Below are 20,392 nucleotides of genomic sequence, written 5' to 3' on the forward strand. Positions count from 1 at the left end.
CTCACCCTATCGGGCCGCGGAAGTTGACGATCGCGCGACGCCGTGTCAGTATGTGCACGTTCACACATTCTGTCGGGAAGAACCGGCGGGCAAATGTGTGCACGTTCACAGAAACCCGCAAAGGAGCGCCTCCCGGATGCTTGCCGTCGACCATCTGGCCCCGCTCGATCGCGAAAGCGATCGTCCGGCCGATCTGACCCGCACGGGCGACGCTCTGTCGGCCCTGACCCGCGAAGGTCTCGTCTTCGGCTGCGACTACAACCCCGAGCAGTGGGACCGCGCCGTGTGGGACGACGACATGCGGCTCATGGTCGACGCGGGCGTCGGACTCGTCGCCGTCAACATCTTCGGGTGGTCGTGGATCAACCCCGCCCCCGGCGTCTGGACCTTCGACGAGCTCGACGAGGTCATGGACCTCGCCCACGCGCACGGCATCCGGGTCAACCTGGGAACCGCGACCGCCTCCCCCGCGCCCTGGGTGACCACGCGGCATCCCGAGATCCTCCCCGTGGCCGAGGACGGCACACGCCGCTTCCCGGGCGGTCGACAAGCGTACTGCCCCAGCTCCCCCGTCTTTCGCGGGTACGCCGCGGAGCTCAGCCGCCGCGTCGTCGAGCGCTACGCCGATCACCCCGCCCTGGCCATGTGGCACGTCTCGAACGAACTCGGATGCCACAACGCCCTCTGCTACTGCGACGCCAGCGCCGTCGCGTTCCGCGAGTGGCTCGAGGCCCGCTACGGCACGGTGGCCGCCCTCAACACGGCCTGGGGCACCTCGTTCTGGAGCCAGCGCTACAGCGCGTGGGACCAGATCCTCCCGCCGATGGCCGCGCTGTCGCTGCGCAACCCCGCACAGCTGCTCGACTTCCAGCGCTTCTCGTCCGACCAGCAGCTCGAGCTGTACCGCGCCGAGGCGCGCGTGATCCGCGAGCGCAGCACCGCCCCCGTCACCACCAACTTCATGGTGACGGCGCACATCCGCGCTCTCGACTACTTCTCGTGGGCCGGCGAGATGGACGTCATCGCCAACGACCACTACCTCGACCGGCGCCTGGCCGACCCGATCGCCGAGCTGTCGTTCGCGGCCGACCTCACCCGCGGCCTGGCGAGCGGCACACCCTGGCTGCTCATGGAGACCTCGACCGGCGCGGTCAACTGGCAGCCGCACAACCTCGCCAAGGGCGAGGGCGAGCTGCTGCGCAACGTCGTCTCGCACGTCGCGCGCGGAGCCGACGGGATCTGCTTCTTCCAGTGGCGCGCGTCGGCACAGGGCGCCGAGAAGTTCCACTCGGCCCTGCTCCCCCACGCGGGCACCGACACCGCCCAGTGGCGGAGCGTGCTCGAGGTCGGCCGGACGCTGCGTTCCTTGCAGCCGATCGCCGGAACGCGCGTGGCGTCGGACGCCGCCGTCCTGTTCGACTGGGAGAGCTGGTGGTCGCTCGAGAACGAGGGGCGCCCCAGCGAAGACCTGCGCTACCTCGACCAGGTGCACGCCGCTCACGCCGCCCTGGTCGCGGCCGGCATCTCGACCGACGTCGTCTCGGCCTCCGCCGACCTCTCGGACTACCGCCTCGTCATCGTGCCCGCGCTGCACCTCGTGCGCGACGCCGACGCCGCCGCGATCGCGCGCTTCGTCGAGGACGGCGGCACCGCCGTGATCACCTTCGCCAGCGGCATCGTCGACCAGGACGACCGCGTCCGTCTCGGCGGGTACCCCGGCGCGTTCCGCGACCTGCTCGGCATCGTGTCGGAGGAGTTCTCGCCCCTCGGCCCGGCGCAGTCGGTCACCCTCGACGACGGCTCGACCGGCACCGTGTGGTCGGAGCGCCTGCGCGCCGTCGACGCCGAGGTCGACGCCCGCTTCAGCGACGGCCCGGCCGCGGGACTCCCCGCCCGCACCCGCCGCACGGTGGGCGACGGCCAGGCCTGGTACCTCGCGACCCTCCCGGAACCGTCGGCCTACCGCGCACTGCTCGCCCGTGCGGCCGAGGCCGCCGGCATCCGCACCGTCGACACCCGCCCCGGGGTCGAGGTGGTCCGCCGCGCCGACGCCGAGCGCGCGTTCCTGTTCGTCATCAACCACACCACCGACACCGTCGAGATCGCAGCGCACGGCCGCGACGCGATCAGCGGCGAAGCCATCGACGGCTCGGTCGCCGTCGCCGGCGGTGCCGTCCGCATCATCGAGGAGGCCTCGTGACCACCACCGCCCCCGCCCCGACGGGCACGACGCGCGCCAGCGCGACCGGGGCCGCGCGCCCCCGCCGCCGCCCGCGCGTCCTGCACAAGGGCTCCATCGCGATCCTGCTCGCCCCTTTCGGCATCCTGTTCGCCCTCTTCTACGTGCTGCCGATCATCTTCGCCATCGGTCAGTCGCTGCTCGTGGTGCGCCGCGAAGGAACGTTCGGCAAAGCCGAGCTCGTCTTCGGCGGGCTCTCGCAGTACGCGCTCGTGTTCCAGAACGAGGCGTTCTGGGCCTCGATGCTGCGCATGCTCGCCTTCGGCGTCGTGCAGGTGCCGATCATGCTCGGACTCGCTCTGCTGTTCGCCCTGCTGCTGGATTCGCCGCTGCTGAAGGGCAAGCGCTTCTTCCGGCTCGCCTTCTTCGTCCCGTACGCCGTTCCGGGCGTCATCGCCGCGATCATGTGGGGCTCGCTGTTCTCGCCCAACCTCTCGCCCTTCACCGCCCTCACCGAGAAGGTCGACTTCCTCGGCGCCGACCTCGTGCTGTGGTCGATCGCGAACGTGGTGACGTGGGTCTACGTCGGCTACAACATGCTGATCATCTACTCGTCGCTGCTGTCGATCCCCAGTGAGATCTACGAGGCGGCCCGCCTCGACGGCGCGGGGCAGTTCCGCATCGCGTGGTCCATCAAGATCCCCCTCGTGCGGCCCGCGATCGTCATGACCGCGATCTTCTCGATCATCGGCACCCTGCAGCTGCTCGCCGAACCCCAGGTGTTCCGCTCGTTCAGCTCGGCCGTCACCAGCACCTTCACACCGAACATGACCGTCTACGCCACGGCATCCATCCCCAACTCCAACCTCGCCGCGGCCTTCTCCGTGGTGCTCGCCGTCACCACCTTCGTGCTGTCGTTCGGGTTCATGAAGTGGATGCAGAAGAAGGGCAACGCATGAGCGCCGTCACCACCTCCCGCCGACGCTCCGGCGCCCCCCGCTCGGACTCGCCGCGCTCGCGCGCCATCCGCGAGCCCCTGGTCTCGCGCACCTCGGCGATGCTCATCATGGCCGTGTTCACGGTCTACTTCCTGCTGCCGCTGTGGTGGCTGCTGGTCGCTTCGAGCAAGAGCACCGGCGACATCCTCACGACGAACCCGCTGTGGTTCGCCGACATGCGACTGTTCTCGAACATCGGCGACCTGTTCGCCTACCGTGACGGGATCTTCCTGCGCTGGCTGGGCAACTCGCTGCTCTACGCCGGTCTCGGCGGCGCGGTCGCGACGCTGCTGGCCGCCATGGCCGGATACGCGCTGGCGAAGTACCGCTTCCCGGGCCGCGAGATCATCTTCGACGTCGTGCTCGGCGGCGTCCTCGTCCCCGCGACCGCCCTGGCCCTGCCGCTGTTCCTCATCTTCAGCCAGGTGCAGCTCACCAACACCTTCTGGGCCGTGTTCCTGCCCTCGTTGGTCAGCCCGTTCGGGGTGTACCTGGCGCGCATCTTCGCCGCCTCGTCGGTGCCCGACGAGTTGCTCGAGGCCAGCCGCCTCGATGGCGCGGGCGAGATCCGCACCTTCTTCACCGTGAGCCTGCGCCTCATGAGCCCCGCCCTGGTGACGATGTTCCTCTTCCAGTTCGTCGCGATCTGGAACAACTTCTTCCTGCCGCTGATCATGCTGCGCAGCGAAGAGCTCTTCCCGGTGGTGTTCGGTCTCTACGGCTGGAACAACCAGCTGAACCAGATCCCGGAGCTCCGCGGTCTCGTGCTGATCGGCGCCCTGCTGTCGGTCATCCCCCTCATCGTCATCTTCCTGCTCCTCCAGCGCTTCTGGCGCAACGGTCTCGGCACCGGCGCCCTGAAGTAAACCCTCGGCGGCTCCGGCCGCCCCTCACCCCGGGCGGAATGGCCCGCCCGGGCACCCAGAGAAAGGCATTCCATGAAGAACAGAATCCTCACGGCGACCGCGGGCGTCGCCCTGTCGGCTCTCCTGCTGGCCGGTTGCGCCGGCGGCGGAAGCGGCGACAGCGCCGGCGCGGGCGCCGCGGCCGCGGCCGACTGCGCCCCCTCGGACGGACCCGTCACGCTCGAGTTCACCTCGTGGATCCCGGGCATCGAGAAGGTCGTCGACATGTGGAACTCGGCGAACCCCGACATCCAGGTGAAGGTGCAGACCGGCCCCAACGGCAACAACGGCACCTACCAGAACTTCTTCAACCAGATCGCGGCCGGCAACGCGCCCGACCTCGGCCAGATCGAGTACGACGCCCTCCCCAACTTCCTCGTGCAGGACGGCGTCGAGAACATCGCGGGCTGCGCCGACGTGATGGCCGCGAAGGACCAGTTCGTCGGGTGGGCGTGGAATCAGGCCACTCTCGGCCAGGACAACGCCGTCTACGGCATCCCGCAGGACATCGGCCCGATGGCGCTGTTCTACCGCAAGGACCTGTTCGAGAAGAACGGGATCGCGATCCCCACCACGTGGGACGAGTACACCGAGGCGGCCAAGAAGGTCCGCGCACTCGGCGGGTACATCACGAACTTCTCGCAGTCCGACATCAACCAGTTCGCCGGCTTCGTCTGGCAGGCCGGTGGACAGTGGTTCGGCAACGACTCCGACGGCTGGACGGTCTCGCTGACCGACCCCGCTTCGAAGAAGGTCGCCGACTACTGGCAGTCGCTCATCGACCAGGACCTCGTCTCGACGTACCCGGCGTGGACCGACGAGTGGAACAACGCCTACAACTCCAGCAAGGTGTGGACGTGGAACTCCGCCGTCTGGGGTGCCAACTCGATCTCGAGCGGCGCTCCCGACACCGCCGGCGGCTGGGCCGTCGCCGACCTCCCGCAGTGGAAGGCCGGGGACGCGGTCTCGGGCAACTGGGGCGGCTCGTCGATCGCCGTCCTCAAGGGCAGCAAGCACGCCTACGAGGCCACGAAGTTCGCGCTGTGGCTGAACACGTCGCAGGAGGCACTCACCGCCCTGAACGAAGAGGCCAACATCTACCCGGCCACGACCGAGGGTCTCAAGCTCCCCTCGCTCGCGAAGGGCGTCGACTTCTACGGTGGCCAGAAGATCTACGACGTCTTCGCGAAGGCGGCCACCGAGGTCACCCCTGACTTCACCTGGGGTCCGACCATGACCAAGACCTACGCCGATGTCTCGGACGGCTTCAAGGCCGCCGTCAGCGGGAGCGGCACCCTCGCCGACGCCCTTCAGAAGGGTCAGGACGCCACGATCGGCGCGCTCGAGTCGCAGTCGATCCCCGTGAAGAAGTAACAGACTCTCCCCACGAGAGGCGCCCGCGGATGCTCCGGCATCCGCGGGCGTTCTTCGTTTCCGGATGCCGATCGGTTCGGGGCAGCGGGCGAGGGCGGGGCCGCGGTGCGGTGGGCAGGAGCCTGCCCCGGGCATGACGAGCGGGACGGAAGAGGCCTGCGGGGCCGTCAGTCGACGTCGGGCACGGCAAACCGAAGCGACATCGCCTCGGCCACGGTGCCGAGACGCGCATCGAAGGTCGCGACGGGAGCGTGCACGTGGACCGCCGCCGCGAGGACGCACGTGTCGGGCATTTTCAGCGCGTGCGTCGCTCGCAGACGCGCGAGCAGGAAGGGCTCGTCGGAGGGCATCGGTGCGACCTCCACCCCGAGGTCGCGGAGGGCACCCCAGAGTTCTGCGTCGCGCCCGACGCGCGCGGCCGCGACCAGTGTCTCCGCCACCGTCAGCGAGTGCATGAGAAAGGGCCCGGGGTGTTCCGCGAGCAGCGCTTTCGCCCGACCGTGGTGCGCGTCGTCGGGGCTGAACAGGGCGATGACGACACCGGCGTCGAGGACGATCACTCGGGCCAGTCTTCGCGAAGCTCGCGGAGATACCCCTCGGGGTAGATCCCCGCGAATCTCTCGACCATCGCATCCACGGTGCCCCGACGGGCGCGTACGTGCCGCGCCTGCTCGTCTCGAATCGCCTGGCCACCCCTCACGACGAGGTGCATGAGGAGAGCGCTCGGCGACTCGTCTGGCCAGCGCGAGCGCGCGATCTCGAGGGCGTCCTCGACGTCGGGTGTGTGCGTCACCTGCGTGCGCGGTCGGACCGTCGGCATACACCGAGTGTACCACCGAGGGATTTGGTGCACCACCGCATCCCGGTCAGGGCGCGGCGCTGCTCGCGCGCACCACCAGCGCCGCGGGGACCGACTCGACGATCGGCTCCCCGCCCTCGATCGCCGCGACGAGGGCGGCCACGGCGCGACGACCGAGCGCGTCGAAGTCCTGGCGCACGGTGGTCAACGGCGGGCGGAACTCCGCGGCATCCACGATGTCGTCGAAGCCCACCACGGCGACGTCTTCGGGCACCCGCCGACCCGCGTCGGCGAGGGCCCGCAAGGCCCCGAGCGCCATCTGGTCGTTCGCCACGAAGATCGCGCCGGCGCCGCCGAGACCGCTGACGGCCGAGTGACCGGATGCCGAGGTCCAATCCCCCGGACCGGCTCGGGCACCACGGCTCCGGCGCGGGCGAGGGCCTCGCGCCAGCCGCGTTCGCGCTCGGTCGCCGCGAAGGAGCGCGCGGGCCCGGCGATGTGGTGCACCGTCGAGTGCCCGAGGGAGAGGAGATACTCCGTCGCGGCGCGCGCTCCCCCGGCGTGGTCGGTCTGCACGATCGAGAAGCGCTCGTCGGGCGGAGAGTCCACGACGACCAGGTGCAGATCGGCGGGAGGCGCCGCGTCGCGCGCGAGCTCGGTCGCCTCGTTCAGCACGACGGCGCCGTCGACGCCCTGCGAGCGGAGCCGGGCGAAGGCGTCGCGGATGCCGCGTTCTCCGACGGTCACCACGGCGAGCGCGTAGTCGCGGGCGGCGGCGGCCTCGGAGATCGCCTGCAGCATGCGGGAATTGCCGACCGAGGCGAGGGTCGACACGACCAGGCCGATCGTGGAGGTCTGCCCCGTGCGCAGGGCCCGGGCGGCCCGGTGCATGCGGTAGCCGAGGTCGGCCATGGCCTTCTCGACGCGCGCCCGGGTGGCGGGGTCGACGCGGGGGCTTCCGTTCGCGACGCGCGACACCGTCTGCGCCGAAACGCCGGCCTTCTCGGCCACATCGGCCATGGATACGCGCATCACGCCCCCTCCGTGTTGACGATATCACGCCCCAGATGTAGCGTGTTATCGTGAACACGGACAGCTCCTCCGTCGTGCCCCTCGGCGCCGGCGTCGTCAAGCGGACGACGCACCTGGCCGACGGCCGCGAACTGATGTACTTCGACGACCCCGGCACGACGCTCGGCGCCGAGCGCGCGATCGACGCCCGCACGCTCGACCCGCGTCCCGCCACCGCCACCATGCGTCAGGACGTGCTGACCGGCGACTGGATCACCGTGGCATCCAATCGTCAGAACCGCGCGTTCCTGCCGCCGGCGCACCTCGACCCGCTCTCGCCGCAGACGCCGACGAACCCGTCCGAGATCCCCTCGCTCTACGACGTGGCGGTCTTCGAGAACAAGTCACCCTCGTTCGGACCCGCCCTCGACGCGGCGATCGGCGACGCCCCGGCCGCCGTCGACCCACCCCGCAGCGACGACGACCTCGAGCACCTCGGCCTCGGCCGCACCCGCACCTCGGTGGGCCGCTGCGAGGTCGTGTGCTTCAGCCCCCAGCACGAGGGGTCGTTCGGCTCGCTCTCGCGCACGCGCGCCCGCACCGTCATCGAAGCCTGGGCCGATCGCACCGCGGCACTGTCGGTTCTTCCCGGCATCCGCCAGGTGTTCCCCTTCGAGAACCGGGGGCAGGAGATCGGTGTCACCCTCCCCCACCCGCACGGGCAGATCTACGCCTACCCGTACGTGACCCCGCGCACGCACCGCCTGCTCGACACGATCGCGCGCAGCTCGAACGACCTGTTCCAGCGCATCCTCGAGTTCGAACAGGCCGGCGAGCGCGTCGTCCTGCGGGGCGAGCACTGGACGGCGTTCGTCCCGTTCGCCGCCCGCTGGCCCGTCGAGGTGCACGTGCTGCCGCACCGTCACGTCGCCGACCTCGCCGAGACGACCGACGCCGAGCGCGACGAGCTCGCCCCGTTCTACCTGCGCCTGCTGCGCGGCATCGACGCGCTGTACGACACCCCCACCCCCTACATCGCCGCGTGGCACCAGGCGCCGGTCGGACGGGGACGGGATGCCGTGCGCCTCAACCTGCAGATCACCTCTCCGCGTCGCGCCGCCGACAAGCTGAAGTACCTCGCCGGATCCGAGGCCGCCATGGGCGCCTGGATCGGCGACGTGACCCCCGAGTCGCAGGCCGAACGCCTGCGCGCCGCCCTCGACACCGTTCCGGAGGTGACGGCATGACCGCCGTCGACGACGCCCGCGCCCTTCTCGCCACCCTCACCGACGCCCCCGAGGTCGGAGTCTGGTCGGCTCCCGGCCGCGCCAACCTCATCGGCGAACACACCGACTACAACGAGGGCTTCGTCTTCCCCTTCGCGATCGCCCAGCGCACCGCGGCCGCCGTGGCCGTCCGCTCCGACGACGTGATCCGCGTGCGCTCGACGTTCGCCGACGCCGCGGTCGAGGTCCCGCTCTCGGAGCTCGACGCGCGGATCGCCGCCGGCGGCCTCGACTGGGCGGGCTACCCCCTGGGTGTGGCGTGGGCGCTGCGTCGGGCGGCTCCGGATGCCGTGACCCGCGGCGTCGACATCGCCCTGGCCTCCGACGTGCCGGTGGGTGCCGGCCTGTCGTCGTCCGCCGCGATCGAGGGGGCCGTGGCCTCCGCCCTGAACGACGTGTGGGCCGCCGGCCTCGACAAGGTCGCTCTCGCGCGGGTCGGCCGCGTCGCCGAGAACGACGCCGTGGGCGCTCCCACCGGGATCATGGACCAGATGGCGTCGATGCTGGGCGTGGCGGACGCCGCGACCTTCCTCGACTGCCGCACCCTCGAGACGCGCGCGGTGGCCCTCGGCTTCGCCGACGCGGGGCTCTCGATCCTCGTGACCGACACCCTCGTCGAGCACGCCCACTCCACCGGCGGCTATCGCGAGCGTCGCGAGGCCTGCGAGCGGGGAGCGGCGGCGTTCGGCGTCGGATCGCTGCGCGACCTCACCGTCGACGACCTGCCGCGCGCCGCGGAGATCCTCGACGACGTGACCTTCCGCCGCGTCCGTCACGTCATCACCGAGAACCAGCGCGTGCTCGACACCGTGGCCGCCCTCGACGCCGACGGCCCCTCCGCGATCGGCGACCTGCTGGTCGCCTCGCACGCCTCGATGCGCGACGACTTCGAGATCTCGGTGCCCGAGCTCGATCTCGCCGTCGAGACGACGCTCGCGAACGGCGCCCTCGGTGCTCGCATGACGGGCGGCGGTTTCGGCGGAGCGGCCATCGCACTGATCCCCACCGGACTCGTCCCGGCGGCGACGGCGGCCGTGCGCGCCGCGTTCGCGGCATCCGATTTCCTCGCCCCGAACATCTTCACGGTGACCCCCTCGGAGGGCGCGCGCCGCGACGCGTGATCGCTTCGGCCCGCGGGCGCGGGGCGGGCTGAAACCGGGCTGGTGTGACGTCGTACCTGACCCCGGGGCGTTGTATGTGGCCCCGGGGCCACGCACGCACAGAGCTCGAGCCCGGAACCCACGCAGGCTCCCGACCCGGCGCGTGGATCGGGCTGGTGGGGCGTCGGTCGTGGCCCCGGGGCGTCGTACGTGACCGCGGGGCCACGAACACACGGGCCTCGCGGGCAAGAACCGTCGCCCCTCGCGCGGGTGGCGCGGCAGGATGAGGGGATGGATGCCACTCCCCTCGCCGTGACCTCCCAGGGCGTCGTCCGCGGATTCCGGCGGGGTCCCGCCGCCGTGTTCCTCGGCATCCCGTTCGCTCAGGCTCCGGTCGGGGCGCTGCGCTTCGCCGCTCCCGTGCCGGTGGAGGCGTGGGAGGGCGAGCGCGATGCCACCGCGTACGGCGCCACGGCGCAGCGGGGCGACGCGGGGATCACCCTCATCCCCGAGCCGAGCGTGCCGGGAGACGCCACGCTGAACGTCAACGTGTTCGCCCCGGTGGACATCGGTCCGGATGCCGCTCTGCCGGTGCTCGTGTGGATCCACGGGGGTGGTTTTACCTCGGGCTCGCCCGCGAGCCGCTGGTACGACGGCGATGCGTTCGCGCGGGACGGGGTGATCACCGTGGTGATCTCGTACCGGATCGGCTTCGACGGCTTCGGTCTCATCGACGGAACTCCCGCCAACCGGGGTCTGCGCGACCAGATCGCGGCGCTGGAGTGGGTGCGCGACGAGATCCGCGCGTTCGGCGGCGACCCGACCCGAGTGACGGTGGCCGGGCAGTCGGCGGGCGGAGGGTCGGTGCTCGCGCTGTTGTCGAGCCCCGCGGCCTCCGGACTCTTCCACGCCGCGATGGCGATCTCGCCCGCGATCGGCGCGGTCCCGCTCGAGGCGGCCAGGCGTTTCGCCGACCGGGTCGCAGCCCGCATCGGGGTCCGCGCCGACCGCGACGGCTTCGCGTCGGTGCCCGAGGAGCGGATTCTCGCGGCGCAGAAGAGCACCCTCACGCCGCACCTGGTCCGGGCGCTGTCGTCGCTCGCGACGCTGCTCGACGGCGGCTTGCCGCTGGGGCCGGTGATCGACACGGAGGTGCTGCCCCGGCATCCGCTCGAGGCTCTCGCCGACGGTGTCGGGGCCGGCATCCCCCTCGTCATCGGGTCGACGGACGACGAATTCACGGCCCTGACCGCCCGGTTCGCGGGCGTCCTCCGAGTGGTGCCGGTCCCTCTCGCCCTGGCCGTGCTCGGTCTGCGGCGATCGCGGCGACGCGCGTATCTCGAGCGCACCCGACGGCGCGGGGCCGCGGCCCTGCTCGGCGGATACGTCACCGATCGGGTCATCCGCGCGACGGTGCGTGGGACCGCCCGGGCGCGCGGCGACGCCGCGACCTGGCTCTACCGTTTCGCGTGGGCATCGCCCGTGCCCTCGATCGGCGTCGCCTGCCACTGCCTCGACGTGCCGTTCTGGTTCGACCACCTCGACGCCGAGGGCGTCGACCGCATCGCGGGCGAGACTCCCCCACCCGCTCTGGCCGCCGAGATGCACGCCGCGGCGGTCGCGTTCGCGCGCGACGGTGATCCGGGGTGGCCGACGTGGGATGCCACGACCCGGCGCGCGCGGGTGTTCGGCGCCGCGGCATCCGCCCCCGCCGTTGAGACCGACGCCTACGCCGACGTCGCGCCTCTGGTCTGAACCTGGCACCCGCCCGCGCACGCGCGTGAGTCGCCAAGAATTGTCGCTTCACCTGCGGGAGAAGCGACACATTCTGGCGACTCACGCGCGAGGCGCGCGGGGCCGCCGCGCCGCCGATCAGAGGTGCGGGATGACCTCGCGCTCGAAGAGGGAGATTCCCGAGGTGTCGTAGGCGGCCTCGGGGAAGTAGTGGATCGCGTAGCCGAGGCCGTGGTCGGCGCGCTCGCGCAGGCGCTCGACGATCTGCTCGGGGGTGCCGAACGCGTCGGAGGAGCGATAGTCGGCCTCGATGGCATCCGCCCGCTCATCTCCGACGTGCGGACGCAGGCGCGCGACAACGGCGGCCAGGCGATCGGAGGCCTCGGCCTCGGTCTCGGCGACGATCGTGTTGAAGTTCGTCGAGCGGGTGATCTCGGACGCGTCGCGGCCGAGGGTCTCGCAATGCCCGCGCAGCACCTCGGACTTGTGGTCGAACTCCTCGAGCGAGCCGCCGAAGTTCGTGTACGAGGCGTACTTCGCCGCGATCTTGAGCGTGACCTTCTCGCCGCCGCCGGCGATCCAGAGCGGGATGCCGCCGGGCTGCAGGGGCTTGGGCTGCACGATCGCACCGTCGACCTCGTAGTACTTCCCCGACAGGGTGGCCTCGCCCGTGGTCCAGGCCTGGTGCATGATCTCGACGCCCTCGCGCAGGCGCCCGAGTCGCTCGGCGATGGGCGGGAACCCGTAGCCGTAGGCCTTCCACTCGTGCTCGTACCAGCCACCGCCGATGCCCATCTCGGCGCGACCGCCCGAGATCGCATCGACCGTGGCCGCGACCTTCGCGAGGTAGGCGGGGTTGCGGTAGCCCATGCACGTGCACATCTGGCCGAGGCGCACGCGGTCGGTCGCGGCGGCGAAGGCGGCCATGAGCGTCCACGCCTCATGCGTGGCCTCGGCGCTCGGCACGGGAGTGGTGTGGAAGTGGTCGTAGACCCACAGCGACTGCCAGGGTCCGTCGTCGGCGCTCTGGGCGAGCGAGTTCATCACCCTCCAGTGCTCGGAGGGGTCGATCCCCACGAGGTCGAAGCGCCAGCCCTGCGGAACGAAGATGCCGAAGTCCATGGCTTCACCCTAGGTGCGGACCGCCGACATCTGGGCAGGCTTCTCACGGAGCCGGATGCGGGCCGGGGGTTCGGGGCGGGATTTTGCGCTCTGGGCGGGAAAACACCGCCCCACACCCCCGAACGCGCCAGCCGCGTCGCGCTCAGTCCGCGTACGGCTCGAGGCGCGTGTGCATCACGGCCACCGCGTCGGCGTTGTCGTCGATGAGCACCGAGTTCCGTCCCAGAGGGGCGGCGACGGCGCCGAGCGTGCCACTGCCGGCGAACATGTCGAGAACCCGATCGCCGGGGCGCGAGGACGCCTGCACCATGCGACGCAGCACCCCTTCGGGCTTCTGCGTCGGATAACCGGTCTTCTCGCGGCCCGTGGTCGGCACGATCGTGTGCCACCAGACGTCGGTGGGCATCTTGCCGCGCGCGGCCTTCTCGGCAGTGACCAACCCCGGGGCCATGTAGGGCTCGCGGTCCACGGCATCCGAGTCGAAGAAGTACGCCGACGGGTTCTTGACGTACACGAGGATCGTCTCGTGCTTGGTGGGCCAGCGGCGCTTGGTCTTGGCGCCGTAGTCGTAGGCCCAGATCAGCTCGTTCAAGAAGTGGTCGCGACCGAACAGCGCATCGCACATGACCTTGGCGTAGTGCACCTCGCGGTAATCGAGGTGCAGGTAGAGCGTGCCGTCGTCGGCGAGCAGGCGCCAGGCCTCGACGAGCCGCGGCTCGAGGAAGCCCCAGTAGTCGTCGAACCGGTCGTCGTAGGTGCGCAGGTCGCCGCGCAGGCGCGCGTACTCCCGGCCGTGGAAGCCGCGCTGCACCACGGGAGGCGGGGGCGGCTCCTCTTCGGGGAAGTCGAGCATGTTCGGATCGTCGACGGATTCCGCGGCATCGGGCGCGGCGGCATCCGGAGTCTCGTCCACCGGCGCCTTGCGCGTCGCGGACTCCACGGCCTTCGAGCGGGTGCGCCCCGTGTTGAAGGGCGGGTCGAGGTAGACGAGAGCGAAAGAGCCGTCGGGGTAGCGCGGCGTGACGGTGAGATTATCGGCGTGGTGGATCTCGACGCCACCCGGTGCGGGAGCGTCGGCGAGGTTCTCGGCGCTCACGGGACGCGCTGCAGCCACGCGTCGGTGGCGAACTTCGAGTCGACCAGGGCTTGGGCCTCGGCGTACTCCTCGTCGCTGATGTGCCCGGGCGTCGCCCCGTAGAGCGTGGTGAAGGTCTGGATGAACCGTTCGATGACCTCGGCGCGAGGCAGACCGGTCTGGCTCCGCAGGGGGTCGACGCGCTTGGCGGCCGACACGGTCCCCTTGTCGCTGAGCTTCTCGCGGCCGATGCGGAGCACCTCGGTGAGCACCTGACCGTCCATGTCGTAGCTGAGGGTGGCGTGGTGCAGCACGCCGCCGTTGGCGAGGCGCTTCTGGGCGGCCCCGCCGATCTTGCCGTGGGGGCCGGCGATGTCGTTGAGCGGCTGGTACACCGCGTCGATGCCGAGCGAGCGCAGCGCCTGCAGCACCCAGTCGTCGAGGAACGCGTACGAGTCGGCGAACGTCATACCGGCGACGAGGGATGCCGGCACGTACAGCGAGTACGTCACGATCGAGTTCGCGGCCATCATCATGGCGCCCCCGCCCGAGATGCGGCGCACGATGTCGAATCCGTGCTTCGCCGCCCCCGCGGGGTCGACCTCGTTGCGCAGCGACTGGAACGAGCCGATGACGACGGCGCTCTCGTCCCACTCCCACAGGCGCAGGGTGGGTGTGCGCAGCCCTGCGCCCACGCGCGTGGTGAGGACCTCGTCGAGCGCGAGGTTCATACGCGGCGAGACGGGGCCGTCGTGGACGACCTCCCACTCGAAGTCGGCCCATCCCGGCGCGGTGACCAGGGCGCGGCGGATAGCGGTCGCCACCGATTCGGGCGTGAAGCCGAGCAGCTGGGCCCCCTCGGGGAGGGCCGCGCGGATGGCCGCGGCGATCGTGGGGACGTCGGACTCCACCGCGAGGCCGTTGACGGCCGCGTCGATGTCGTCGAGGGCGTCGTCGGGCTCGAGGAAGAAGTCGCCCGCGAGGTGGAAGCCGTGGATACGGCCCTCGCGCTCTTCGAGGTCGACGACGACCAGCTTCCCGCCGGGGACCTTGTACTCGCCGTGCATGTCTCCAGCCTACGACCGCGCGGGCACGCGGTGATCGACGGTGGGCGTCGGTTCGGCGGGCACCGCGATCGGGCGACGCGCGCTCGGCCACCAGTTCGCGCGACCGAGGAGCGTCATGAGCGCAGGGAGGAGGAGCCCGCGGACGACGGTGACATCGAGGACCACCGCGATCACCATGCCCACCCCGATCTCTTTCATCGCGACCAGCTCACCGAACGCGAAGCCGACGAAGACGACGCAGATCCCCGCCGCGGCCAGCGTCACGACGGGGCCGGTGCGGGTGATGCCGTGGCGCACGGCCTCGGCGTTCGCCGTACGCGGGTCGGCGGAGCGCCCTCGCGCGCGCCAGGCCTCGGTGATGCGCGACAACAGGAACACCTCGTAGTCCATCGTGAGCCCGAAGGCGAGGAGCCCGATCAGCAAGGGAGTGGTCACATCGAGCGTGCCGCGGGGCTCGAACCCGAGCAGAGGGGCGCCCCAGCCCCACCCGAAGACGGCGGTGAGCACGCCCAGGGTCGAGGCCACCGTGAGGCCGGCGAGCAGGAGCGCCTTCAGCGGGACCACGAGCGAGCGGGTGAGCGCGAAGAGCAGGGCGAAGCTCGCCGCGGCGACGATCACCAGGGCCCACGGCAGGCGCGCGGCCAGGTGATCGCGCGTGTCGATGAGCGAGGCGGCAGGCCCCGTGACCTCGAGGGGGACGGGGGTCGCGAGACCGCGCACCTCGGTCACGACCCGCTGCGCCGCGTCCCCCGTGGCGCTGTCGCCGACGGGGGTGAAGGCGACCGCGGTGATCTCGGGCGGCAGCCCCTGCGCCACGTCGGCGTCGGCGACGTCGGGCAGGGCCGCGATCTTGTCGAGGACGCCGGTGACGGCGGCATCCTGGATCGATCCGTCGAGCACGACCGTGACGGGCTCGATCCCGATCCCGGTGAAGCCCGTCGTCGTCGCCTCGTACGCGCGTCGTTCCTCGGCCGCGGCGGGAAGGGAGCGGATGTCGGAGTCGTCGAGCGCGAGGGATGCCACGGGAGCGGCGAGCAGCAGCATCACCGCCGCGGTCGAGACGGCGACGACCCCCGGTCGGCGCTGGGCCAGACGGGTCGAGCGCGCCAGCAGTCCATCGCGCGACGCCCGGCCCGCCCACGGGCGCGCCCACGTGCGCGCTTCAGCGGACGGGAGCGCGCGATGCAGGAACGACAGCGCGGCCGGCACGAGCGTCAAGCCCGCGAGGGTGGCGACCGCGACGACGACCGCACCGCCGAGCGCCATCCCCGAGAGGAGGGGGTCGCCGAGGATCAGGATGCCGAGCAGGGCCACGGCCACGGCGAGACCCGACACGAGAACCGCGCGGCCGGCCCCCGAGACGGCACGGGCGACGAGCTCGTCGAGGGGCGCGGTGGGATCGGCGGTGCGTTCCTCACGGAGGCGCAGCACCACGAGAAGGCTGTAGTCGACGGCGAGGCCGAGGCCCAGGATCGTGACGACGTTCACCGCGAACTCGTTGACGTCGACGACGCGGGCGAGCAGACCCAGGATCGCGAGCGTCGGGGCGATCGCGGCGAGAGCGGCGACGACGGGGACGAGGGCGATGCGCAGCGAGCCGAGCGCGAGGGTGAGCAGCACGACGAGGACGAGGATCGCGACGCCCTCGCCGATCGCCGCGTCGCTGGTCGCCCGATCGACGAAGGCCTCCTCCGCCAGGAGGGGGCCGCCGACGAGGACCTCGGGCGCGTCGATCTCGTGGAGAAGGTCGGAGACGGCGGATGCCGTGGCGACGGCCTCGTCGCCGGTGAGACCGAGCGAGAGTTCGACGACGACCAGGGACGAGCGGCCGTCGTCACCGATGGCCCCACCCGCGGTGTACGCGTCGGTTACCTCGGCGACCCCGGGGACGGCGCGGACCGAGGCCATGACGGCGGTTGCGCTGTCGCGCAGCGTCGGGGAGAAGAAGTCCTCGCCGCGGACGACGGCGGTGATGATCTCCCCCTCGGGGTCGAGGACGTCGAGGCGTTCGGTGGCGCGTAAGGACTCACTGCCGGACGGAGCGTCGGCGACCGAGACGGTGCGGTCGAAGGCGTCACCGGCGAGGGCGCCGCCGACGACGACGAGCACGGACCAGGCGAGGAGGACGAGAAGGCGGTACCGGCTCATGCGGCGGCCGAGGGAGGAGAGCATGGGGACCTCTGGGACATGAGGGAGCGCCCCCGGCGACGGACGCGAGTCCGCCGCCGGAGGCGCTGGGGGGATCAGCCGCAGCTCTTGGCTGCGTACGAGGCCGTGGCCCCGCCGGTGCGACCGTCGCCGGACGCGGTCACCGTCGCCTCGCCCGCGGGGACGGACGCGGCGCGGGTGGTGAAGGTGTGGAACACCGTCGCCCCGGGCTGGACGGCGGGGATGACCCGCTCGCCCCACGCGGTTTTGAGCGTCACGTCGACCGGCACCGTGTCGGTGTTGGTCGCGCGGGCCGTCACCGACGCCTTCTTGGCCAGGCACTTGACCTCGGCCGAGGCGGTCACCGCGAGGGGGGCCGGCTCGTCGATGTCCTTGACGCGGACGTTGCGGTACGACACCGCCTCCCCACCACCGTGATTCTGCAGGCCGATGAAGCCCTGCGAGAGGTCGCGAGCGGGATCGGTGCTGGTGAAGTCGTTCACCAGCGTGCCGTTGAGGAAGATCTTGATGGTCTGCCCCTTCACGACGATCTCGTACGCGTTCCACTGGCCGACGGGCTTGAGCGAGGCCTTCACCGCGTCGGCATCCGCACCCTGGAAGGTGTAGATCGCACCGGTGGTGCGATCGGCGGCGTCGGACGCGTCGATCTGGATCTCGTAGCCCTGGTTGACCGCGATCCACGGGTCGTTCTTCGGGTCGGGGAACCCGACGAAGACGCCGCCGTTGTGATCGGCGATGAGCTTCCAGTCCAGCTTGAGGCTGTACTCGTTCAGCTCCTGCGCCTTGTGCCAGAGCAGGCCCATGCCGCCTTCGCCGCGGATGCTGCAGTCGTTCTGTCGACCGAAGCCGCCGGGGCCGGCCATGCGCCACCCGGCGTTCAGGCTCTCGAGCGTGCCGTCGAAGAGCGGGCGGTAGCCGTCCTCGACCTGCGCCGGGGCGCAGATGTCGGCGGTGCCGATCGACAGGACGTCGACGTTGATGTTGCCCTTGTTGCCCGTCTCGTACTTCAGCGCGATGGTGTTCGTCCCGGCGACCAGCGGCATGTCCCGCGTGATCGTGGCCCAGGTCTTCCAGTCGCCCGTGGAGGCGAAGTCCCACTTCCCGAGGTTCTGACCGTTGACGTAGAGGTTGACATCCTTGGAGCCGGGCGCGGGGTTCGGGCCGTTGGAGTAGCGGACCGAGACGGGGACGGTGCCCGCGGTCTCGGCGTTCACCGTGAACTCGAACGCGGATCCGGCCTGCCACATGCCGCCGGCGAAGCCGGCTCCCGAGTAACCGCTGTGCTCAGCGTCGAACTTGGCGCCGCCGATCAGGCGGGCCTCCTCGGCCTCGTACCAGCCCCGGTCGGCCGGCGAGACGTAGCCCGGCAGCGAGTTGAGCGTGTACCAGGCCTCGGTGCTCCACAGCGTGTCGCCACTGGCTGCGGCGAAGGGCTGCGGCGAGCGCAGGTGCACGACGCGGCCCTGCTTCAGACCGTCGAACGCGACCGTGACCGTCTTGCGGTCGGCGGATGCCGTCGCGCCGGTGAGCGAGAGGATCTCCTCGTCGACCTTGGGTCCGCCGTAGGTGGAGGTCGGCAGGTAGCGCCATTGCTCGGCGCGGTACGCCGAGGCGAGGTTCGCCAGCGTCTCGTCGGAGAGGGGCTGGGTGTACTCGATCTCGAACCCGCCCTCGACGACCTTCATGGATTTCATGTCGAAGGCGTTCTGCGTGGTGTTCGGGACGAGCTTCTGCAGGCCGTAGGTGAGCTTGCCCGCCTCGCCCCAGTTGCCGCCTTCGCCGGTGCCGCCGATGTACAGCGACGTGTCGGGGCCCTCGATGACGCGGTTGACGCCGACCTCGAAGCCCGCGGAGTGGCGGAAGACCGCGCCCTGGAACTCGCCGTCCACCTTCTCGAGGAAGGCGCGCTGCAGGCCGCCGTAGGTGACGTCGCCGAAGATCATCTGTCCCGCGAAGGGACCGTCCTTCAGCATGATGGGCGTGCTCGGGGAGTTGCCGATCTCGTTCTGCGGGATCCACACGACGGGAGGCGTGACGGGGTTCTGATCGAACGGGCCCGCGGGGTTCGTGTAGTGGTTGAAGAAGCGATCCTGCTTGACGTTGACGAGCTTGTTCGCGGGCAGCCAGGCACCCTGGTTGTCCATCGCGAAGAGTTCGTTCTCGGGACCGAAGGCCACGCCGTTGGGGGTCCGCAGACCGCCGGCGACGTAGCTGATCGCCCCGGTGGCGCGGTCGATCTTGACCGAGGTGCCGCGGTTCTTCGCCGGCTGCGGGTTGGTGGTCGCCCCGCCGTTGTCGATCGCGACCGAGAGGTTGACGTAGAAGTTCTTCTCGTCGTGGATCAGGCCGAACGCGAACTCGTGGAAGTTGTTGCCCGAGGGGTACTCGGCGACCTTGCGCTTCGTCTCGTACGAGCCGTCGCCGTTCGTGTCGCTGAGCTCGGTGAGCTGGTAGCGCTCCGAGACGTAGATCTTGTCGTCGATGACGTCGATGCCCATCGGGTTCAGCAGACCACCGGCCGCCTCGACGACGGTGACGTCCTCGGGTCCGTCGGCCGCCTGGGCGCCCTTCAGCACGAAGACCTTACCGGGGGTCGAGGTGTCCCATCCGCCGGAGTTGACCGAGCCGGTGGTCAGCACCGCGAGATCGCCGTTGCCGAGGAAGGCCAGGCCAGACACCTTCGGGTTGAAGCCCTCGGGGCGCAGGTTCACGAGCGTGTAGTTCGGGTTCACGGCATCCAGGCGCAGACCGTCGCCGGCGGAGTCGGTGCTGCCCTCGCAGTACTTCGTCCCCGGGGCGGTGACGCGCACGACACCCGCCTCCGTGCTGAGCACGCTGTTGGGGATGACCGTGAAGCTCGAGGAGCCCGGGACCTTCCATTCGACGGTGAGCTGCTGGCCGTTGGTGGCCTCGAACATCTCGACGAACAGGTCGTGGACTCCCACGTCGAGCGTGACGGTGCCCTCGACGGATTCCGCTCCGTGCAGTCCGTCGTTGTCGATCAGCTGCGTGCCGTCGAGGGTGAGGCGCGAGCCGTCGTCGCTCGTCAGGCGGAAGGCGTATTGGCCGGGCGTGCTGACGGTGAGGTTGGCCAGGGCGTGCGTGATGAAGTTGTCGCCCGCGCCGAACTGCTCGTCGGTGCGCCAGTCGATCGTCGACATGAGCTTGTCGACGTTCGGGGTCTGGCCCGACTTGAGCGTGCAGAGCTCGGTGAGGGGCGGGGTGGAGTAGGTGCGAAGCGTCACACCCGGTTCTTGCTTGGGCAGGTCCGCCGGGGTGTTGACGGCGGGGGCGACGGCGGCACCGGCGGGCAGGATCGCTCCTGTGGCCACGAGTGCTCCGCCCAGGAGACCGGCCGCGAGGGTCCTCGCGACACGGGTGCTGCGCCGGCGGGGGCCGGACAAGACAGCGGGTACGGGCATCATTGCTCCTTCGGATCAGCGGCGGGGGCGGCGTCGACCGCTCGGATCGCACAGGTCGCCCTCGACCGTCGTCACTGTAGGAGTCTTTTGTCGATTCGTCTACAAAACCTGACTAATTTGCGTTAAGAACTGCTCGCAGAATCGAGCCGGA

16 protein-coding genes are annotated in these 20,392 nt (G+C 70.7%); 7 read left to right on the forward strand and 9 right to left on the reverse strand.

Annotated features, from left to right (window positions below):
• The first annotated feature begins 136 nt into the window (after positions 1–136).
• From OVA26_RS00365 to OVA26_RS00380, 4 genes are all read left to right on the forward strand, one after another.
• A complete protein-coding gene (locus OVA26_RS00365) occupies positions 137–2,200 on the forward strand; it encodes a beta-galactosidase (protein ID WP_268102448.1) in 2,064 nt (687 codons plus the stop codon).
• Positions 2,197–3,138, forward strand: coding sequence for a carbohydrate ABC transporter permease (locus tag OVA26_RS00370; protein ID WP_442786043.1), 942 nt, complete (start codon positions 2,197–2,199; stop codon positions 3,136–3,138). The genes OVA26_RS00365 and OVA26_RS00370 overlap by 4 nt, the downstream gene beginning before the upstream one ends.
• A complete protein-coding gene (locus OVA26_RS00375) occupies positions 3,135–4,043 on the forward strand; it encodes a carbohydrate ABC transporter permease (protein ID WP_268102449.1) in 909 nt (302 codons plus the stop codon). Before OVA26_RS00370 ends, OVA26_RS00375 begins: the two co-directional genes overlap by 4 nt.
• A gap of 72 nt (positions 4,044–4,115) precedes the next feature.
• Positions 4,116–5,456, forward strand: a complete 1,341-nt coding sequence (locus OVA26_RS00380; RefSeq protein WP_268102450.1) for an ABC transporter substrate-binding protein — start codon at positions 4,116–4,118, stop codon at positions 5,454–5,456.
• Between the two features lie 167 nt (positions 5,457–5,623).
• On the opposite strand, the gene OVA26_RS00385 is transcribed toward OVA26_RS00380, so the two are convergent.
• From OVA26_RS00385 to OVA26_RS00395, 4 genes are read right to left on the reverse strand one after another with little or no spacing between them, the layout of a single operon-like run.
• The gene (locus OVA26_RS00385) at positions 5,624–6,016 is read right to left on the reverse strand and encodes a type II toxin-antitoxin system VapC family toxin (protein WP_268102451.1); all 393 of its coding nucleotides are present in this window, start codon (positions 6,014–6,016) and stop codon (positions 5,624–5,626) included.
• Entirely contained in the window at positions 6,013–6,276 is a 264-nt protein-coding gene (locus OVA26_RS00390) for a hypothetical protein (protein WP_268102452.1), read from the reverse strand. The genes OVA26_RS00385 and OVA26_RS00390 overlap by 4 nt, the downstream gene beginning before the upstream one ends.
• 46 nt (positions 6,277–6,322) lie before the next feature.
• The gene (locus OVA26_RS17390; RefSeq protein WP_442786044.1) at positions 6,323–6,574 is read right to left on the reverse strand and encodes a substrate-binding domain-containing protein; all 252 of its coding nucleotides are present in this window, start codon (positions 6,572–6,574) and stop codon (positions 6,323–6,325) included.
• Positions 6,460–7,287 carry a LacI family DNA-binding transcriptional regulator gene (locus OVA26_RS00395; protein ID WP_442786045.1) on the reverse strand — a complete coding sequence of 276 codons (828 nt, stop codon included), beginning with the start codon at positions 7,285–7,287 and terminating at the stop codon, positions 6,460–6,462. The genes OVA26_RS17390 and OVA26_RS00395 overlap by 115 nt, the downstream gene beginning before the upstream one ends.
• A gap of 134 nt (positions 7,288–7,421) precedes the next feature.
• Between OVA26_RS00395 and galT the strand changes: the two genes are divergently transcribed.
• From galT to OVA26_RS00410, 3 genes are all read left to right on the forward strand, one after another.
• Positions 7,422–8,513: a galactose-1-phosphate uridylyltransferase gene (galT, locus tag OVA26_RS00400; RefSeq protein ID WP_268104840.1), complete on the forward strand. Its 1,092-nt coding sequence runs from the start codon at positions 7,422–7,424 to the stop codon at positions 8,511–8,513.
• A complete protein-coding gene (galK, locus tag OVA26_RS00405) occupies positions 8,510–9,673 on the forward strand; it encodes a galactokinase (protein ID WP_268102453.1) in 1,164 nt (387 codons plus the stop codon). Before galT ends, galK begins: the two co-directional genes overlap by 4 nt.
• Before the next feature lie 270 nt (positions 9,674–9,943).
• Positions 9,944–11,407 carry a carboxylesterase/lipase family protein gene (locus OVA26_RS00410; protein ID WP_268102454.1) on the forward strand — a complete coding sequence of 488 codons (1,464 nt, stop codon included), beginning with the start codon at positions 9,944–9,946 and terminating at the stop codon, positions 11,405–11,407.
• Positions 11,408–11,524: 117 nt separating this feature from the next.
• On the opposite strand, the gene OVA26_RS00415 is transcribed toward OVA26_RS00410, so the two are convergent.
• The 5 genes from OVA26_RS00415 to OVA26_RS00435 all read right to left on the reverse strand — a co-directional run bounded on the left by OVA26_RS00415 (position 11,525) and on the right by OVA26_RS00435 (position 20,241).
• Positions 11,525–12,508 (reverse strand): LLM class F420-dependent oxidoreductase, encoded by a 984-nt coding sequence (locus OVA26_RS00415; RefSeq protein ID WP_268102455.1) that lies wholly within the window; start codon positions 12,506–12,508, stop codon positions 11,525–11,527.
• A 142-nt stretch (positions 12,509–12,650) separates the two neighbouring features.
• On the reverse strand, positions 12,651–13,604 hold the full coding sequence (locus OVA26_RS00420; protein ID WP_268102456.1) for a DNA-methyltransferase: 954 nt from the start codon (positions 13,602–13,604) through the stop codon (positions 12,651–12,653).
• Complete coding sequence (locus tag OVA26_RS00425; protein WP_268102457.1) at positions 13,601–14,650, reverse strand: lipoate--protein ligase family protein; 1,050 nt, start codon at positions 14,648–14,650, stop codon at positions 13,601–13,603. Before OVA26_RS00425 ends, OVA26_RS00420 begins: the two co-directional genes overlap by 4 nt.
• 9 nt (positions 14,651–14,659) lie before the next feature.
• Positions 14,660–16,822: an MMPL family transporter gene (locus OVA26_RS00430; RefSeq protein WP_268102458.1), complete on the reverse strand. Its 2,163-nt coding sequence runs from the start codon at positions 16,820–16,822 to the stop codon at positions 14,660–14,662.
• A gap of 71 nt (positions 16,823–16,893) precedes the next feature.
• Complete coding sequence (locus tag OVA26_RS00435) at positions 16,894–20,241, reverse strand: family 16 glycoside hydrolase (RefSeq protein ID WP_268102459.1); 3,348 nt, start codon at positions 20,239–20,241, stop codon at positions 16,894–16,896.
• Positions 20,242–20,392 lie beyond the last annotated feature (151 nt).

This window comes from Microbacterium sp. SL62, from assembly GCF_026672635.1.
Classification (GTDB): domain Bacteria; phylum Actinomycetota; class Actinomycetes; order Actinomycetales; family Microbacteriaceae; genus Microbacterium; species Microbacterium testaceum_A.

Bases quoted from the DNA above. Each gene is read 5' to 3' on its own strand.
- OVA26_RS00375 (WP_268102449.1), top strand. From the start codon at position 3,135: ATGAGCGCCGTCACCACCTCCCGCCGACGCTCCGGCGCCCCCCGCTCG.
- OVA26_RS00395 (WP_442786045.1), bottom strand. From the start codon at position 7,287: ATGCGCGTATCCATGGCCGATGTGGCCGAGAAGGCCGGCGTTTCGGCG.
- OVA26_RS00390 (WP_268102452.1), bottom strand. From the start codon at position 6,276: ATGCCGACGGTCCGACCGCGCACGCAGGTGACGCACACACCCGACGTC.
- OVA26_RS00425 (WP_268102457.1), bottom strand. From the start codon at position 14,650: ATGCACGGCGAGTACAAGGTCCCCGGCGGGAAGCTGGTCGTCGTCGAC.
- OVA26_RS00380 (WP_268102450.1), top strand. From the start codon at position 4,116: ATGAAGAACAGAATCCTCACGGCGACCGCGGGCGTCGCCCTGTCGGCT.
- OVA26_RS17390 (WP_442786044.1), bottom strand. From the start codon at position 6,574: ATGGCGCTCGGGGCCTTGCGGGCCCTCGCCGACGCGGGTCGGCGGGTG.
- galT (WP_268104840.1), top strand. From the start codon at position 7,422: ATGTACTTCGACGACCCCGGCACGACGCTCGGCGCCGAGCGCGCGATC.
- OVA26_RS00415 (WP_268102455.1), bottom strand. From the start codon at position 12,508: ATGGACTTCGGCATCTTCGTTCCGCAGGGCTGGCGCTTCGACCTCGTG.
- galK (WP_268102453.1), top strand. From the start codon at position 8,510: ATGACCGCCGTCGACGACGCCCGCGCCCTTCTCGCCACCCTCACCGAC.
- OVA26_RS00430 (WP_268102458.1), bottom strand. From the start codon at position 16,822: ATGCTCTCCTCCCTCGGCCGCCGCATGAGCCGGTACCGCCTTCTCGTC.
- OVA26_RS00410 (WP_268102454.1), top strand. From the start codon at position 9,944: ATGGATGCCACTCCCCTCGCCGTGACCTCCCAGGGCGTCGTCCGCGGA.
- OVA26_RS00365 (WP_268102448.1), top strand. From the start codon at position 137: ATGCTTGCCGTCGACCATCTGGCCCCGCTCGATCGCGAAAGCGATCGT.
- OVA26_RS00435 (WP_268102459.1), bottom strand. From the start codon at position 20,241: ATGCCCGTACCCGCTGTCTTGTCCGGCCCCCGCCGGCGCAGCACCCGT.